15 protein-coding genes are annotated in these 15,421 nt (G+C 59.1%); 8 read left to right on the top strand and 7 right to left on the bottom strand.

Translation table 11 applies throughout. The features are described 5' to 3' along the window. Window positions 1–22 precede the first annotated feature (22 nt). A complete protein-coding gene (locus B9P63_RS14795; RefSeq protein ID WP_085310182.1) occupies window positions 23–505 on the top strand; it encodes a CAP domain-containing protein in 483 nt (160 codons plus the stop codon). A 4-nt stretch (window positions 506–509) separates the two neighbouring features. On the opposite strand, the gene guaD is transcribed toward B9P63_RS14795, so the two are convergent. Beyond that, window positions 510–1,805 (bottom strand): guanine deaminase, encoded by a 1,296-nt coding sequence (gene guaD / locus B9P63_RS14790; RefSeq protein ID WP_085310180.1) that lies wholly within the window; start codon window positions 1,803–1,805, stop codon window positions 510–512. 149 nt (window positions 1,806–1,954) lie between these two features. On the opposite strand from guaD, the gene mgtE reads away from it, so the two are divergent. Together mgtE and B9P63_RS14780 are read left to right on the top strand one after the other, a co-directional pair. Next, on the top strand, window positions 1,955–3,346 hold the full coding sequence (gene mgtE / locus B9P63_RS14785) for a magnesium transporter (protein WP_085310317.1): 1,392 nt from the start codon (window positions 1,955–1,957) through the stop codon (window positions 3,344–3,346). Next, entirely contained in the window at window positions 3,343–3,903 is a 561-nt protein-coding gene (locus tag B9P63_RS14780; RefSeq protein WP_085310178.1) for a 5-formyltetrahydrofolate cyclo-ligase, read from the top strand. The genes mgtE and B9P63_RS14780 overlap by 4 nt, the downstream gene beginning before the upstream one ends. Window positions 3,904–3,946: 43 nt before the next feature. Here the strand turns inward: B9P63_RS14780 and B9P63_RS14775 are convergent, their stop codons facing one another. The 3 genes from B9P63_RS14775 to B9P63_RS14765 are packed head-to-tail and all read right to left on the bottom strand — an operon-like array spanning window position 3,947 to window position 7,436. After that, window positions 3,947–5,725, bottom strand: coding sequence for an SLC13 family permease (locus B9P63_RS14775; protein WP_085310176.1), 1,779 nt, complete (start codon window positions 5,723–5,725; stop codon window positions 3,947–3,949). Further along, a complete protein-coding gene (locus B9P63_RS14770; protein ID WP_085310174.1) occupies window positions 5,722–6,627 on the bottom strand; it encodes a DMT family transporter in 906 nt (301 codons plus the stop codon). Before B9P63_RS14770 ends, B9P63_RS14775 begins: the two co-directional genes overlap by 4 nt. Continuing rightward, window positions 6,624–7,436, bottom strand: a complete 813-nt coding sequence (locus B9P63_RS14765) for a TIGR00282 family metallophosphoesterase (RefSeq protein ID WP_085310172.1) — start codon at window positions 7,434–7,436, stop codon at window positions 6,624–6,626. The genes B9P63_RS14770 and B9P63_RS14765 overlap by 4 nt, the downstream gene beginning before the upstream one ends. 205 nt (window positions 7,437–7,641) lie before the next feature. Between B9P63_RS14765 and B9P63_RS14760 the strand changes: the two genes are divergently transcribed. After that, the gene (locus B9P63_RS14760; protein ID WP_085310170.1) at window positions 7,642–9,300 is read left to right on the top strand and encodes a Hint domain-containing protein; all 1,659 of its coding nucleotides are present in this window, start codon (window positions 7,642–7,644) and stop codon (window positions 9,298–9,300) included. 5 nt (window positions 9,301–9,305) lie between these two features. Here the strand turns inward: B9P63_RS14760 and B9P63_RS14755 are convergent, their stop codons facing one another. After that, window positions 9,306–11,078 carry an SLC13 family permease gene (locus tag B9P63_RS14755; RefSeq protein WP_085310168.1) on the bottom strand — a complete coding sequence of 591 codons (1,773 nt, stop codon included), beginning with the start codon at window positions 11,076–11,078 and terminating at the stop codon, window positions 9,306–9,308. A gap of 54 nt (window positions 11,079–11,132) precedes the next feature. Here B9P63_RS14755 and B9P63_RS14750 point away from each other — a divergent pair, with 54 nt between their 5' ends. The 4 genes from B9P63_RS14750 (at window position 11,133) to B9P63_RS14735 (ending at window position 13,371) form a co-directional block, all read left to right on the top strand. After that, window positions 11,133–11,627 (top strand): hypothetical protein, encoded by a 495-nt coding sequence (locus tag B9P63_RS14750; protein ID WP_085310166.1) that lies wholly within the window; start codon window positions 11,133–11,135, stop codon window positions 11,625–11,627. A 94-nt stretch (window positions 11,628–11,721) separates the two neighbouring features. Beyond that, entirely contained in the window at window positions 11,722–12,177 is a 456-nt protein-coding gene (locus B9P63_RS14745) for a helix-turn-helix domain-containing protein (protein WP_139816270.1), read from the top strand. 39 nt (window positions 12,178–12,216) lie between these two features. Next, window positions 12,217–12,546 (top strand): hypothetical protein, encoded by a 330-nt coding sequence (locus tag B9P63_RS14740; RefSeq protein ID WP_085310162.1) that lies wholly within the window; start codon window positions 12,217–12,219, stop codon window positions 12,544–12,546. Window positions 12,547–12,630: 84 nt separating this feature from the next. Continuing rightward, the gene (locus B9P63_RS14735) at window positions 12,631–13,371 is read left to right on the top strand and encodes a YebC/PmpR family DNA-binding transcriptional regulator (RefSeq protein ID WP_085310160.1); all 741 of its coding nucleotides are present in this window, start codon (window positions 12,631–12,633) and stop codon (window positions 13,369–13,371) included. A gap of 63 nt (window positions 13,372–13,434) precedes the next feature. Here B9P63_RS14735 and B9P63_RS14730 read toward each other — a convergent pair whose 3' ends face one another. Together B9P63_RS14730 and B9P63_RS14725 are read right to left on the bottom strand one after the other, a co-directional pair. After that, window positions 13,435–14,511: a hypothetical protein gene (locus B9P63_RS14730; protein ID WP_139816269.1), complete on the bottom strand. Its 1,077-nt coding sequence runs from the start codon at window positions 14,509–14,511 to the stop codon at window positions 13,435–13,437. Between the two features lie 21 nt (window positions 14,512–14,532). After that, complete coding sequence (locus B9P63_RS14725) at window positions 14,533–15,417, bottom strand: LysR family transcriptional regulator ArgP (protein WP_085310157.1); 885 nt, start codon at window positions 15,415–15,417, stop codon at window positions 14,533–14,535. Between the last annotated feature and the right edge of the window lie 4 nt (window positions 15,418–15,421).

Genomic DNA, 15,421 nt, shown 5'->3' with positions numbered 1-15,421 from the left:
CCTTTCTCGGATAGGAATTTCCATGCGCTTTGCCTTGCTCTGCCTGTTGTCTGCAACACTAATTTCGGGCTGTGTGCGCTCTGGTGCGGATGTCACGCCACGCGGGGCGGCGGCGATTGCCGAGCCTGCGGGCGGGCTCAGTGCCAGCATCGCGCCAGAGATAAATGCGTTTCGCGCCGCAAACGGTAAAGCGCCGCTTGCCGCCGATGCCCGCCTTGCCCGAACAGCGCAGGCCCATGCGGATGACATGGCGCGTAATGCCTATTTCAGCCACACGGGGCAGGATGGATCAAGCGTCGGGGACCGCGTCAAACGTCAGGGCTACGGTTTCTGCTTTGTTGCCGAAAACATCGCGCAAGGCCAGGAAGGCGCGTTGCAAGCTCTTGCGGGCTGGCAGAAATCTCCAGGTCACCGCAAGAACCTGCTTAGCGGCAATGCAATCCACTTCGGCATGGCACAATCGGGCGAAAGCTGGGTGATGGTGCTGGGCAAGACGGGTTGCTGAGACGCTAGCCTACTTGCTTGACGCCGCCGATCCAGACTTCCGCGATCGCGCGATCATCGCCCATCATAATGGTGGGAAACACGCGGTCCCACTGGTTTTGCGCATTGCCGTAGCGCTGGGCAATCGCAGGCGTCGATGCCAGATCGAGCACGGCAATATCCGCCTCCATTCCAACATCAAGCGCGCCGATTTTATCGTGCAAGTGCAATGATCTGGCCGATCCTTGGGTGGCCAGCCACAGCAATTGCCCCGCATGCAGGGCCGTGCCCTTAAGCTGCCCGATCTCATAGGCTGCGGCCATGGTGCGCAGCATCGAAAAGCTCGACCCGCCGCCTGTGTCCGTGGCAAGGCCCACCGAAAGGCCGCGCGCTTTCAGCCCTGTCATATCGAACAGACCCGAGCCGATGAACGTGTTCGAGGTCGGACAATGCACCAACGACGCGCCGTGCTCGGCTATTCGGTCAATTTCGCGCGGCTCCAGATGGATCGCATGCCCGTATAGCCCGCGCGCACCCAAAAGCCCGAACTGCTCGTAGGTGTCCAGATAGTCACGTGCGCCGGGGAACAATTCGCGCACCCAAGCGATTTCATCCACTTGTTCGCTCAGATGTGTCTGCATCAGGCAGTCGGGATGCTCTGCCCAAAGCGCGCCCATCGCCTCAAGCTGCTCCGGCGTCGAGGTCGGAGAAAAGCGTGGTGTGATCGCATAGGACAAACGCCCGGTGCCGTGCCAGCGCTCCAGCAACGCCTTGCTATCGTCATAGCCGCTTTGCGCCGTGTCCCGCAGCCCCTCCGGCGCATTGCGATCCATGCAGGTCTTGCCCGCGACGACCCGCTGGCCGCGCTTTAACGCTTCGCCGAAGAACGCATCGACCGAGGCAGAGTGAACCGTGCAATAGCTGGCCATCGTTGTGGTGCCATGCGCGGCGCTCAGATCCAGATAGCGCGCTGAAATCTCTGCTGCATAGGCGGGATCGTCAAAGCGCATTTCTTCGGGAAACGTATAGGTGTTCAGCCAGTCGATCAGCCTCTTGCCCCAAGACGCGATCATTGCGGTTTGCGGATAATGCACATGCGCATCGATGAAACCGGGGCAGATCAGCTTGCCGGGATGGGCGTGATGGCGCGCTTGCGGATAGGCCGCAAGCAGCGCGCTGCGGGCACCGCTCGCGCCGATTTGGCCGTTCTCGATAAGGACTGCGCCGTCGGTTTCGATCAGGACGGTTTCTTTGGGCGGCGCATGAAATGGATCGCCGGCAAACATCAGCAGATCGCCGGACAGTATATGTTGTTGTGTCATTATCCATCGCTATCACAAAGAGGCCTGCGTGAAACAGGATTTTCGCCCGCGTCCCCGATCTGCCCCTGTTGCTCGCGCGTGGCATTGCCTATGATCCCCCCGAGCAAAGCCCGCCGCAAAACACCCGCCGCAGAATAAAGGCAGCCGATATGAGCGACTTCGAGACAGGGATGGAACCGCGCCCCGACGCGCCGGAGCGAAACTATGTGTTGGAACGCTCTGACGTCGCCGCGATTCTCGGTGCGGTCGAGCAGGGTGATCAAGCGCTGTTGATCGCGCGCATGGAGCCGCTTCACCCCGCGGACATCGCCGACCTTCTGGAGCAGATCAGCTCGGGCGAACGTCTGCGCCTTATCCATCTGTATGATCGCGAATTCGACGGTGAAATCCTCTCGGAGCTGGACGAGAGCATCCGCGACGAGGTGATCACTGCGCTGCGCCCCGAAGTGCTTGCCGATGCGGTGCGCGAGATGGAAAGCGACGATGTCGTCGATCTGATCGAAGACATGGACGTTGGCCAGCAGGACGTCATTCTGGACGCGCTTGCGGACAGTGACCGCGTCGCCGTTGAGCAATCGCTGACCTATCCCGAGAACTCTGCCGGCCGCCTGATGCAGCGCGAAGTGGTAATGGCCCCCGAGCACTGGAGCGTCGGGCAGGCCATTGACTATCTGCGCGCACAAGACAGCCTGCCGGATCAGTTTTATCACGTCACGCTGGTCGATCCGCGCTACAAACCTGTGGGCAACGTCACCCTCGGCAAGCTGATGGGCTCCAAGCGCGATGTGCTGTTGTGGGAAATCACCGAAGATGTTTTCCAAGTCATCCCGGCGATGCAGGACGAGGGCGAGGTTGCCTACGCGTTCAACCAGTATCATCTGATTTCCGCGCCGGTCGTAGATGAGGACGATCGCCTTGTCGGGGTGATCACCATTGATGACGCGATGATCGTTCTGGATGAAGAACACGAAGAGGATATTTTGCGCCTTGCGGGCGTTGGCGAGGGGTCTTTGTCGGACCGCGTGATCAGCACAACGCGCCAGCGCCTGCCGTGGCTCGCGGTCAATCTTGTCACTGCGATTGCGGCCAGCCTCGTCATTGCGCAATTTGAGGCGGCGATCACGCAGATCGTGGCGCTTGCGGTGCTGATGCCCATCGTCGCCTCCATGGGCGGCAATGCGGGCACGCAATCGCTTACTGTGGCTGTGCGTGCGATTGCCACCAAGGACCTCACAGGTTCAAACGTGTGGCGGGTGATCCGGCGCGAAGTGCTGGTTGGGTTGATCAATGGTCTTGTGTTTGCCGCCATTATGGGCGTCGTCGGTGTGCTCTGGTTCGGCTCGCCTGCGCTGGGCTATATCATTGCCGCTGCGATGGTGATCAACATGGTGGTTGCGGGGCTGGCCGGCACCGTGATCCCCGTGATCCTTGAAAAAGCAGGCGTCGATCCGGCGCTCGCCTCTGGGGCCTTTGTGACGACTGTCACCGATGTGGTTGGCTTTTTCGCCTTCCTCGGCCTTGCCGCGATGTTCCTGCTATGAGCGATCTGAACGCCCTCAAAACCGCCGCCCGCAGCGCCGCTTTCGCGCGCCGCAAAGTGGCCTTTGCGAGCGCCCATGCTGCGCAATCAAGCTATCTAAGCGAAGTGCTTGCGGGCTATCGCGGTGTCCCTTTGGCGGGTTACGCGCCCATGCGTACCGAAATAGACCCGCTGCCAGCCATGGCCGAAGCGGCGGCGCATGGGCCAGTTGGCATGCCGGTGATCAAGGCCAAAGCCACGCCGCTCGATTTTCGCGAATGGTCTCCGGGCTGCGCCATGGTGGAGGGCACGTTCGGTGCCTTTATCCCCGCGCATGGGGAATGGATCGAGCCGGAAATCGTCATCGTTCCGCTGGTTGCTTTTGATCGAAGCGGAGGTCGGCTTGGCTATGGTGGCGGCTTTTACGACCGCACGCTAGAGCGTCTGCGCGCGCGCCGCGCCACGCTCGCCATCGGCTTCGCATTCGCCGCGCAAGAGGCGCAGGGCCTACCGCTGGAACCTACAGATCAACCCCTCGATCTCATCATAACCGAAGCAGGCATCATAACGCCGCCCTAAGCGTCTTCATCTTGCCAATAAACTCATCCGCACTCTCGTGCCTCTAAAGCGGCCAAAGCAGTGGAATGAGCGCGGAAGCGAGAATGCCGATAGTTAGATTAAGCGGTATCCCCACCTTCAGGAAATCAGTGAATTTATAACCGCCGGGGCCATAGACCAGCATGTTGGTCTGATAGCCGATGGGCGTGGCAAAACTGGCCGAGGCGGCGACCATCACTGCGACCACCAAGGGGCGGGCGTCGATGCCCATGGCGTCTGCAAGACCGATGGCGATCGGGGTGACGACCACTGCGACCGCGTTGTTGGAAACCAGCTCTGTCAGAACCGAGGTCAGCAGATAAATCGCCCAGATGATCAGGAAAGGCGGCAGCGCGCTTATGTAGGGCGCGAGCGCGGTGACGATCAACGTGACCGCGCCGGAGCTTTCCAGTGCCGCGCCAATGGCGAGCATCGCGAAGATGAGGGTAAGCAAGCGCCCGTCCACAAAGGAAAACGCTTCGTCCGCGTCAATGCAGCGCGCGATCAGCACAATGGCGACAGCGATGATCGAGAGATAGAAAATCGGCGCCAGTCCAAAGCCCGCAAGCGCCACGATCCCGAAGAGCGCGATCAAGGCGATGGGCGCATGGCCGCGCCGATACGCGCGGTCCGAGGGCTGCGAGACGTCAACGAGGTCCATTTCGCTGGCAAGGCGTTGGATGTCCTCGGGCGAGCCTTCGAGCAAAAGCGTATCACCTATGCGCACGTTCACCGCGTCAAGCTGACCGCTGATATTCTGGTTTCTGCGATGCACCGCAAGCGGATAGACCCCGAAACGGCGGCGCAGACGCAGCGCGCCAAGGGTGCGCCCGACCATCTTGCAGCCCGGCGTGATAAGCACTTCGACTGTGTGGGTTTCAACCGCAGAAACCTGATCGATGCGTTTGAGTTCCTTGTTGCTTTGCAGGCTGAGCAGCTCGGAAATCCGGCTGCGCAGCACCACGCGGTCGCCCACTTGCAACGTCACCTCCTTAAGGTTGCGGCGCAGCGAAGTGTCACCGCGCACCACGTCGATCAATCGCACGCCCTCGCGTTTGAACAGTTGTACGCCCATCACGTCGCGCCCGATCATATTGCTCTCGGGCGGGATCACGGCTTCGGTGAAGAATTTCATCTGGCTCTTGTCGCTCAAAAGACTAGCCATGCTGTCACGCTCTGGCAGCAAATAAGGTCCGACAAAGCGCAGATAGAGCATGCCCCAGATCACCAGAACGATGCCTAGTGGCGTGACCTCGAAAATGGTGAACGGCTCCATCCCCTTGGAGCGCGCGACGCCATCGACAAGCAGGTTTGTTGAGGTGCCGATCAAGGTAAGCGTGCCGCCGAGAATGGCGGCGTAGCTTAGGGGAATGAGCAGCTTGGAGGCCTTGGTGCCAAGGGTGCGGCTAAGCTGAACGAAAACGGGGATCATCACAACGACCACAGGCGTGTTGGACACCACGGCGGAAGCGACGATCACGAAGGCCAGCAGCATGGCGATCGCCACTGCGGGGCGCGTCTTTGCCTGTTTGTCAGCCAGTTTGGTAAAGGCCTCCAGCGCGCCTGTGCGCACCAAAGCACCCATCACGATGAACATGGCCGCGATGGTCCAGGGGGCAGGGTTGGACAGCACGGTCAGCGCGTTTTCATAGGGTAGCACGCCAAGGATCAGCAAAAACGCGACGCCGGCGATTGCGACCACTTCGGTGGGATAGCTTTCGCGTACGAACAGTACGAACATGCCAAGGACAGTGAGCATCGCCGCCACTGCGCTTTGGGTTTGTGTTAATTCAAACAACATCATGGCATCACCTCGACAGAGGGCTGCTTGCCCCTTGGTTGCACCAGAAACATTCCGCACAGCATCAATCCGAGTGCGGCCCAAATGCCGCTGGCATATAGCTCGCCCAGCAGCATCACGGCCCAGAATACGCCAAAAATCGTCACCAGATAGCTGACCTGCGCCGTGAACACTGCGCCCGCGCGCCCCACCAGCCAGACATAGCCCGCATAAACCAGCGCATGTGCGATCGAAGCCAGCAAGAACGCATATTCCGGTGTGCCCCAAACGCGCGGCACTGCGATGAACTGGCCCGAACCCAGTGCGAGGAGGAGGGCTGGCAAAAGCCCAATAACGCTTGCCCAGAACAAGGTTTGCATCGCATCAAACCCATAGGTGCCCCATTTGGCAACCACATTGCCCTCCAGCGCGTAAAAGCTGGGCGCAATCAAGGCCACGGCAACCCACCAAAGCGATACAGTCCCGCCGAAACTGCCGCTGTTGAGTGCGATCAACACGACAGCGGCAAAACCAAGGGTTAACCCAATCAGCTTACGGTTGGAAAAGCGGTCATTGCCAAGCGCAAGGGCGATGGGAAAGGCGATCATCGGAATGAGTGACAAGAGGATCGAGATCACGCCGCTCGGTAAATAGACAGCGGCCTGATAGCTGGCCGAATTGGGTAAAAGCGTGCCGATTAGCGCGATCATCGCGGCAAAGCGCCATTGCGACAGTGTCGGCAGGCTAAGCTTGCGCCGCGCGAGCAGCGCGCTTCCCATCAAGGCGGCCCCGATCGCGAATTGCCAGAAGATTAAACCGAAGTGCTGATATCCCGCCCCGACCGTGACCTTGGTGAGAGGCATGGTGATGCCCCAGCCCGCGCCCAGCAATAAAAGGACACCGAAAAGGGGCAGGGTCTCTTTCATGGCCCGCTTTGCTCGAGCCGCCCGCCGCGGCGGATCATTTGCACCGACGTCGCTTTGCCCGTGCGATCATCCGTGACCACGAACAGCCCCGAAAGCGTCGCCTCGCCCGCCGCAGGGGTAAAACGCGCCTTGCTCATGCCGGTGACGAAGCGGCGCATGGGTTCTTCTTTTTCCATGCCGATGACCGAATTGTAATCGCCGCACATGCCCGCATCGCTTTGAAACGCAGTGCCGCCCGGCAGGATTTGCGCATCGGCGGTGGGGACATGGGTATGCGTGCCCACGACGATCGAGGCGCGCCCGTCGCAATAATGCCCCATGCCCATTTTCTCGGACGTTGCTTCGCAGTGCACATCCACCAAAATCATCTGCGCAAGGCCCCCGAGGGGATGCGCACGCAGCACTGCGTCCACGGCGGAAAACGGATCATCAAAAGCGCGCTTCATGAACACTTGCCCGAGCACTTGCAGCACCAGCACCTTTTGTCCGCCCGCCGCTTTGAATAGCTTGTGGCCACGCCCCGGCGCGGTCTTGGCAAAATTCAAAGGACGCAGGATGCGGTTGTCCTTTTCGATATGTTGCAGCATGTCACGCTGATCAAAGGCGTGATCGCCAAGGGTGACGCAGTCCGCGCCCGCTGCGAAAATCGCGCTTGCGTGCTCTGCATTGAGCCCCATGCCGTTAGAGGCGTTTTCGCCGTTCACCACCACGAAATCCGCGCGCAATTCTTCGCGCAGTTTGGGAAGCTGTGTGGTAATGGCACTGCGCCCCGCGCGGCCCATCACATCGCCTAGAAAAAGTGTTCTCATATCTCCCGATTAGCATGCGTAGCGGGCGGCGCAAGCGCGGCATTTCGAAACGCGCGAGGAAAGCGCGCTTTGGCCTGCGCGGAATGCAATTGGGCAAAACCCGTAAAATCCAACGCAATTCCAATTATTGTCGCCGTTTGCGCGACAAATTTTAATCACATTTAAAGGGTAGGAGAGGCGCAGGTTTTAAAAGGTTTGCTTTGGTATGGCGACGAACACAAACACGAATCCCGGCACTGAGGGGGATCAAACGATTTCCGGCACGAGCTCGCAGGATACCCTGACGGGCGCGTTCGGCGATGATACGATCACCGGCGGTGGCAGCGCGGACGTTCTGGCAGGCGATGGCCCCGTTGACGGCGCGTGGCATTTCGAGACCTTTGATTACAATTTCTCCAGCGCCGCAGGACAAGCCTTCGATATCGAGAACGGCACGCGCACAGGCTCGGGCTATGTCACCGATTTCAACGAGGGCGGGCTGACCAACACGGTGCGCGGCAACGCCGCAAGCGCCAACCCCGAAGATTTCGGCGTCATCTATACCAGCACGATCAACGTGGTCGCGGGTGGCTCTTACCGATTTACCACGGCGTCCGACGATGGCTCGACGCTGCAATTGTTCGACAGCTCTGGCAATCCTGTCTCGTTCAGCAACCAGACAGGTGGCACGCTTGACTATCTGAACAACGATTTCCATCAAAGTACCACGTCGCGCTTTGGTGATGCGATCCTCGATCCGGGTGAAACCTACACGATCCAGATCCGTTATTGGGAAAATCGCGGAGGCGACACTCTGTCGGCCATGGTGCGCGGCCCTGACACGGGGGGCGCGACGCAAAACCTGCTGACATCGCCGATGATCGGCATGCCGCCCGGACCGGAGTATTCGGTCACGGGCGTGCCTGCGGGCATTGAGGGCGACGACAGCATTGATGGTGGCGGCGGCAACGACACCATCGAAGGCAATGGCGGTAACGACACGCTTATCGGCGGCACTGGCGCGGACAGCCTCACGGGCGGCGCGGGGAACGATACCTATGTGTTCAACGCAGGCGACGGCAATGACACGATCACCGACTTCAACGCAGGTAACTCCGGCTCGGTCACGGATGGCGATCAAAGCAACAATGATTTCGTCGATCTGAGCGCGTTCTATTCGGGTCTCACCGAACTGCGGACGGATTTTCTTGACGACGGTGTGCTGAATCAATCGGTTGGTGATTTTTCCGACAACACCGCTATTGGCGGCGGTATCGAGATGACGGGCATCGCCGCCGCGGATCTCACGTTCGACAATACCAATGTGGTATGTTTCGCGGCGCAGACACGGATTTCCACCACCAAGGGCGAGATCGCGATTGGCCAGATCGAAGTCGGCGACGCGGTCATGACGCGCGACAACGGCTCTCAGATCGTGCGCTGGGTCGGCGCGCGCACAGTTGCGGGGCAAGGGCATCTCGCGCCGATTTTGATTCGTAAGGGCACGCTCGGCAATACTGCCGATCTCAGGGTGTCACCGCAGCACCGCATGTTGTTGCAAGGCTGGCAGGCGGAATTGATGTTCGGCGAACCTGAAGTGCTGGCTGCGGCAAAAATGCTGATCAACGATCACAGCATCCGCGCCGCGCCCTGCGAAGAGGTGAGCTATGTGCATATTCTGTTCGATAACCACGAAATCGTCCGCTCCGAAGGGTGCTGGTCCGAAAGCTATCACCCTACGGCGAAAAATGTCGCCGGACTTGAAGGCGGGGCGCGTAGCGAGTTGCTCGAATTGTTCCCCGAACTGGCCATGTCCGCCCCCTACGGTAGCGCGCGCCTAAGCCTGAAGGCCCATGAGGCCGCGGTGCTTGCCCGGCTTTATTGATCGGCTCAAAGCGGCCAGAACACCAGAATGGCAGGGATCGATACAGCCACGATGATGATTTCCAGTGGCAGGCCGATTTTCCAGTAGTCACCGAATTGATAGCCGCCGGGTCCTAGGATCAGGGTGTTGTTTTTATGGCCAATCGGCGTGAGGAAAGCGGAAGAGGCCGCAATCGCCACCGCCATCAGAAACGGGTCGGGCGAGACGTTGAGCGAATGCGCCATCTGGATGCCCACGGGCGCGGCTACGATCGTCGTCGCGGTGTTGTTCAAAACATCCGAAAGCGTCATGGTCACGACCATCAAAACCGTCAGGATCGCCCAAGCCGGCATGCCCTCGGTCGCGCCGACAAGTGCGCCTGCAATCAATTCCGTGCCGCCCGCCTTTTCCAGCGCTGCGCCCAGCGGGATCATCGAGCCGAGCAGCACCACTACTGGCCATTCGATATGGGTGTAGAGTTCGCTCAGGGGCACGATCTTGGCCAGCACATAGGCCACGACAACAAGGCCAAGTGCGACAGGCAGGTAGACCAGACCAAGGCTCGCGGCGGCAACAGCTGCGCCAAAGAGGCCAATCGCAAGCCAGACCTTGTTGTCTTGCGTAACGGCCAATCCACGCCCGGCTAGGGGCAGGCAGCCGAGCCACTCGGTCACATCCGGGCCGCGATCCTTGGGGACCAGCAGTAGCAAAATGTCGCCCGCGCGTACTTCGGTGCGGCGCACGTGATCGCGGATCGCTTTGCCTTGGCGTGAAATGCCCATCAAGACGGTGCGCTGGCGCCATGACAGGCCAAGCGCCTGCGCGGTCTTGCCCGCGATGCGCGCATTTTCCGACACGACCACTTCGATCACGTCAAGCCCGTCGCCTGCGGCTTTCAGATGTTCCTCGCGTTTGGCATCCGCAAAGGCCAGCGAGAGCGCCGCGCGGAATTCATCCAGCGCATCGGGGGAGGCCTCGAGCACCAGCGTATCGCCACCTTTGAGTTCGGAGTTGTTCGCGCGCCCGTAGCGGCGTTTGCCATCGCGGATCAGACCAAGGATGGCCACATCCGCCTTTTCCGCGTCCTCTTCGATTTCCGACAGGCGCTTGCCGATCAGCTTGCTGCCTTCGGGCACGGTCAATTCGGCCACATAATCCGACATATCGCCGCCTGCACCCGTGCTATCGCCGCGCGAGGGGATGAAGCGCCAGCCGACCAGCGCCACGAACGTCAGGCCCGCAATCGCCGCGATGCCGCCCACAGGGGCAAAGTCGAACATCTTGAACGGCTCGCCAAGGCTTTCCTCGCGGATGGCCGCGATGATGATATTCGGGGGTGTGCCGATCAGTGTGACCATGCCGCCAAGGATGGTCGCAAAGCTGAGTGGCATCAGTGATAGCCTCGGTGCGCGCCCCGCTTTGCGCGCGGTCTGTATATCGACCGGCATCAACAGTGCCAGCGCCGCGACGTTGTTCATGAATGCCGACAGGACCCCGCCGATCCCGCCCATGAGTGCGATATGCCCGCCAAGCGAGCGCGAGCTATCCACCAAAGTGCGCGTGATCAGGAACACCGCGCCCGAGCGCACGAGACCTGCCGAGACGACCAGCACTAAAGCGACAATCAGGGTCGCGGGATGGCCAAAGCCGGAAAACGTGTCCTTGGTGTCCACCACGCCCAGTAAGACCCCCGCCATAAGCGCGGAAAAGGCAACGATATCATAGCGAAACCGCCCCCAGAGCAAGAGAGCGAAGACCGCTCCGAAGAGCGCGAAGATAATGATTTGTTCTTGTGTCATGGGCGATGTCTTTTATGGTTGGGGTGTAATGTTTGGTGTGTTTAGAGGGTGACAATGGACCAGATCGAAATTGTCTGCACTCAGGAATTTGATGACGGTCCTAAAAGTCTTGCGCTTCAGGCGGGATATAGCCGCGAGGTAGCCTTGCGTGATGCAATTTCATTTCGCAGTTATATCCATGGCATGCGCACGCAGGTGTTGCCCGCAGCCAATTTTTACGCAGACTTTCTCTACGAGAAGGTCTTTGTTGACGCGTATTATCCACCGCCAGTAGGGGCAGGTTTTTTGTCGAAGCTGAGCGATCTACACATGATCAAGGATTTGCCTCATGCGGCTTTTGGCGATGATGAGGCCTATTTTGCGATTTTCGCACGCGAAAAGCCCGATACTGCAGCCTGCGTGTTCTTTTCCGCTACGCCGAGCTGCAAGTTGACGTTCTGGGACATCGGCTCTTTCAGTGAGATGCAGGAAAAACTGGATCGGGTTTGCGCGGCCTCCAATATCAAGCAATTTGTCGCGACTTTACATGCGATGCAGCGCAGAGGCTAAGCGGTGAAAACTTGACAAGCGTAAAGTTTTGACCTAAATGTTGCTCTGTGAGGCAACAAAGAATCCATGATTTTGCCCCTTCAAGGAGGATAATATGTCTGATGCAGGTGTTTTCCCTAGTAACGGAACGCCCACTCAATTTCATGTGGCTGGAGCAGATGCGCAAACGGCGCGGCCTATGCTGGGCGATATCGCGCCCCGCTCTGGGGTAGCGCCTGAAGCGCAAACAACGCTTGAGCTTCCAACGCCCAGTTCCGGATCGCGCCTTGATGACGCCTATGAGGCCATGCCCGCCTCCGAGAAAAAGGATATTCTGGAGCAGGTCGGCAAGGATTTGGCAAAAACTGTTGGTGCCAGTGTCATTGCCCAGATGCTGCATGGCTCTGGTCTGAGCGGGCGGGAAATCCAGAAGCAATATGGCTTTGATCACACCGCCCTGTCGCGCATTGCGCGCGGGGAATCGGTGTCGGGGCCTACTTTGTGGAAGATATTCGCCCTTGCCGCGGCCCTTGGCTTCACGATCAATCTGAGCGCTGAACGGAGTGAGTAGATGCCTGTGGCCTTTCGCGATGAATGAAGGTGCGTAGGCATGTGTAGTCTCGGGGCTTACATCGCCGCGCTGATGCCGGGGTTTTGGATTTTTGCAATTGCTTATGGCAAAACGATTCCGCCGTTGGTGCTGGGCGCAAGCGCGCTTTATGCGTTCTCTTTTGTGCTGCGCTCTCGCTTGGCAGAGCGCAAGTTGAACAAGATGCGGAGCGACGATCCTGAGCGCTCCAATCAGGTAAAGCACGTTCAAAATCTATTGGCGTTCTCTGCGTTGTTTCCCAACTGGATACTTGCGCTGATCCTGATATCGCTCACCTGGAGCTTTTTTGTTCTGCTGCGTGATCTGTTGGCGCAGGTCTGCGCACAGTAAGCGGCGTGGCAAACCGACTTGCGGGAATGCCCTGCGCTCCCTTATACGGAGCCCAATTGTACACATTCTCATCTGGAGAGACACATGGCCGGCCACTCAAAATGGGCAAATATTCAGCACCGTAAAGGGCGTCAGGACAAGCTGCGCTCGAAATTGTTCTCCAAGTTCTCGAAGGAGATCACGGTCGCCGCCAAGATGGGCGATCCCGATCCCGAAAAGAACCCCCGCCTACGCCTTGCGGTGAAAGAGGCCAAATCCCAATCCATGCCGAAAGACAATATCGACCGCGCGATCAAGAAGGCGATCGGCGGCGAGGGCGATGATTACGAGGAAATCCGCTACGAGGGTTATGGCCCGAACGGCGTGGCGATCATCGTCGAGACGATGACGGACAATCGCAATCGCACCGCCTCGACCGTGCGCTCGACATTCTCCAAGAATGGCGGCAATCTGGGTGAAACAGGCTCGGTCGGTTTCATGTTCGATCGCAAGGGCCAGATCACCTATCCCGCCTCTGCTGGGGACGCGGATACTGTGATGGAAGCGGCAATCGAGGCGGGCGCAGAGGACTGCGAAAGCTCTGAAGAGGGCCACATCATCATTTGTGAAGACAGTGACCTGAACGATGTTTCCAACGCGCTGGAAGCCGCGCTGGGCGAGAGCGACAGCGCCAAACTGATCTGGCAACCCAACATTTCCACGGAGATGGATCTGGAGGGCATGACCAAGCTGATGAAGCTGATCGACGCGCTTGAGGATGACGATGATATCCAGCGTGTAACGGCAAATTTTGAAGCATCTGATGAGGTTATGGAGCAGCTTTAATGTAATGCTTTAAGTTTTTTGGCGGCTCTTGTGCGGTGAATGCTGTGCAAGGGCCGTTTGCATTTAAAGCAGCCCGCCAAGCGCAGCTTCGCTTTGCGCATCTCGCATCAGCAGCGCGCCGGCCGCTGCGTCGCGCTTGCGTTTCCACCCGTTCGAAATATGTTCGCAGTGTAGGAAACGCACATCATCGCGCAGCACCATCCTGTTGAAGGCATAGCGCCGCAACCCGTGAATATCCCAGACCGTATCTGTGAACCATCTGCCGGGAATGACGCAGTATTTTTCCTTGCAGGCGGCATCAGGATCACGCCGCCAGACGTGATCTGCGTGAAGCGGGGTTTGATCGTCAGTCAGCTTCGAATAGCGCCAGACCCCGGGGATAGTGACATAGCCCAGACGCGAGCGAAGGGCGGCGTCAAAGACATTCGCCCCCGTCACCATTTCGTCCACGTCGATCGGCAGAACGGCGCGCGCGGCGTGCAAAAAGCGGTGCCGCGCAATGGCGAGCATACCGGCCTGATAGAACATGGAGCGGTGCATCAATTTGCTGGCTTTCCAGCTTCCAAACGGAAAATCCGAGGCGATGGCATGGGCGGCTTCAAGGCCCGGCACGTTTTCCATAGCTTGTTGTAAATGTGATAGGGGGTATTGCGTCGATCCATTGTCGAAGATCAGCGCTGCGTTTGCCCCTTGGGCGCTCACGTGATGGCGAAGCCAGTCTTGGATCCAGACAAGCGTATTGTCTTTCGACTTGGTCATCATCACGTTTTTACCATCAAATTCATGGCTCTGCCGGCTTATTTTCACCCTCAGCGTGAGGCCTTCTGCTTCAAAGCCGATCTCGCTTGGGCGCTCTGCAAGCGGTATCCAGACTTCGTCATGACGCCTGTATCGCTTGATGCGAGGGCGTGGCAAGACGTGGCCGCAAGCCGTTATTCTTGCGGCTTTTACCAGCCCTTCAAGATTGAGAAGTTTAGGGCAGATCAAAAGCAACGCTTTTTGTCGCTCTATCCAGATCACATCATATGCAATTGTACGAAAATCATAAGTCTCGTCATAGCCTTCAAGGCGATATTGCGCAGGGACGATATGTCTGCGGCGCAGCGCACTCCCCTGTGGCAGGACAATCGGATTGAGCATGAAATTCACCATGCGTCGGGCTTAGCTGTTTTGGCTTCGCGGCGCAACGAGCGCGACTTTCGCGGCGTTGTTCAGAGCGCGCGTGAGCCCGGCCAGTTGCGGCGCGAGGCGGCGGGACACCTGCCAGTAAAGTGGTGTGTGAAAATGAGGCGTGCCTCCAAGCGCCACCAGCGCTCCTTGCTCAAGCGCGGTTTTTACCAGTGCGGCGGGGTTCATGCCCCAGCCCATCCCGGCCAAGGCTGCGGCGACGAAGGCTTGGGTCGAGGGCATGATATGTCCGCTTAATGCAATGCTGGCGCCTGTTTCCTGCAAGGCCCAAGCACGCTGCAGATCGTCCTTGCGATCGAAAATCAACGCGGGGGCCTGCGCAAGTGCGGCGGCGTTAACGCCGTCGGCAAACCAGCGCTGCACGAATACGGGGCTGGCGGTGGCGACATAATCCAGCGCCCCCAAAGCGAAACTGTCGCAGCCTTGAACGGGCTGCGCGCGGGTGGTGATCGCCGCTGCGACGCGGCCTTCCTTCAGCAGGCGCAAGCTATGATCCTGATCCTCGATCGTTAGATCAAAGCGCAGATCGGGCTGGCTGGCGAGCGCGGGAACGAGCCATGTGGCAAGGCTGTCGGCGTTCACCGCCACGCTGATGCGCGCGGGGCCGCTGCGTTGGGGCAGCAATTGCGCTTCCATCAAGGCAACGTCTTCAGCGTGGCGCGCAAGGCGCTGGCCAAGCGGTGTGCCGCTGCACGGATTGGCCCGCAAAACCAGCCGTGCGCCGACTTGCTCCTCCAGCGCCTTGAGCCTTTGCGAGATTGCCGAGGGGGTCACGCCAAGCGCAGCGGCCGCGTTGTCAAAGCTGCCGCTTCGTAAAATTGCGGTTAACGCGCGCAGCTGATCATAGTCGAAGTGCATTAGT

The organism is Planktotalea arctica, from assembly GCF_002105285.1.
Taxonomy (GTDB): Bacteria; Pseudomonadota; Alphaproteobacteria; order Rhodobacterales; family Rhodobacteraceae; genus Planktotalea; species Planktotalea arctica.
Note: the sequence above shows the minus strand (reverse complement) of the source record. Positions and strands in the feature narration are given on the sequence as shown.

What these genes read in the sequence shown, in the direction of transcription:
- B9P63_RS14755 (WP_085310168.1), bottom strand. Translation starts at nt 11,078, where the DNA reads ATGACACAAGAACAAATCATTATCTTCGCGCTCTTCGGAGCGGTCTTC.
- B9P63_RS14760 (WP_085310170.1), top strand. Translation starts at nt 7,642, where the DNA reads ATGGCGACGAACACAAACACGAATCCCGGCACTGAGGGGGATCAAACG.
- B9P63_RS14775 (WP_085310176.1), bottom strand. Translation starts at nt 5,725, where the DNA reads ATGATGTTGTTTGAATTAACACAAACCCAAAGCGCAGTGGCGGCGATG.
- mgtE (WP_085310317.1), top strand. Translation starts at nt 1,955, where the DNA reads ATGAGCGACTTCGAGACAGGGATGGAACCGCGCCCCGACGCGCCGGAG.
- B9P63_RS14770 (WP_085310174.1), bottom strand. Translation starts at nt 6,627, where the DNA reads ATGAAAGAGACCCTGCCCCTTTTCGGTGTCCTTTTATTGCTGGGCGCG.
- B9P63_RS14730 (WP_139816269.1), bottom strand. Translation starts at nt 14,511, where the DNA reads ATGCTCAATCCGATTGTCCTGCCACAGGGGAGTGCGCTGCGCCGCAGA.
- guaD (WP_085310180.1), bottom strand. Translation starts at nt 1,805, where the DNA reads ATGACACAACAACATATACTGTCCGGCGATCTGCTGATGTTTGCCGGC.
- B9P63_RS14740 (WP_085310162.1), top strand. Translation starts at nt 12,217, where the DNA reads ATGTGTAGTCTCGGGGCTTACATCGCCGCGCTGATGCCGGGGTTTTGG.
- B9P63_RS14780 (WP_085310178.1), top strand. Translation starts at nt 3,343, where the DNA reads ATGAGCGATCTGAACGCCCTCAAAACCGCCGCCCGCAGCGCCGCTTTC.
- B9P63_RS14725 (WP_085310157.1), bottom strand. Translation starts at nt 15,417, where the DNA reads ATGCACTTCGACTATGATCAGCTGCGCGCGTTAACCGCAATTTTACGA.
- B9P63_RS14795 (WP_085310182.1), top strand. Translation starts at nt 23, where the DNA reads ATGCGCTTTGCCTTGCTCTGCCTGTTGTCTGCAACACTAATTTCGGGC.
- B9P63_RS14745 (WP_139816270.1), top strand. Translation starts at nt 11,722, where the DNA reads ATGTCTGATGCAGGTGTTTTCCCTAGTAACGGAACGCCCACTCAATTT.
- B9P63_RS14735 (WP_085310160.1), top strand. Translation starts at nt 12,631, where the DNA reads ATGGCCGGCCACTCAAAATGGGCAAATATTCAGCACCGTAAAGGGCGT.
- B9P63_RS14750 (WP_085310166.1), top strand. Translation starts at nt 11,133, where the DNA reads ATGGACCAGATCGAAATTGTCTGCACTCAGGAATTTGATGACGGTCCT.
- B9P63_RS14765 (WP_085310172.1), bottom strand. Translation starts at nt 7,436, where the DNA reads ATGAGAACACTTTTTCTAGGCGATGTGATGGGCCGCGCGGGGCGCAGT.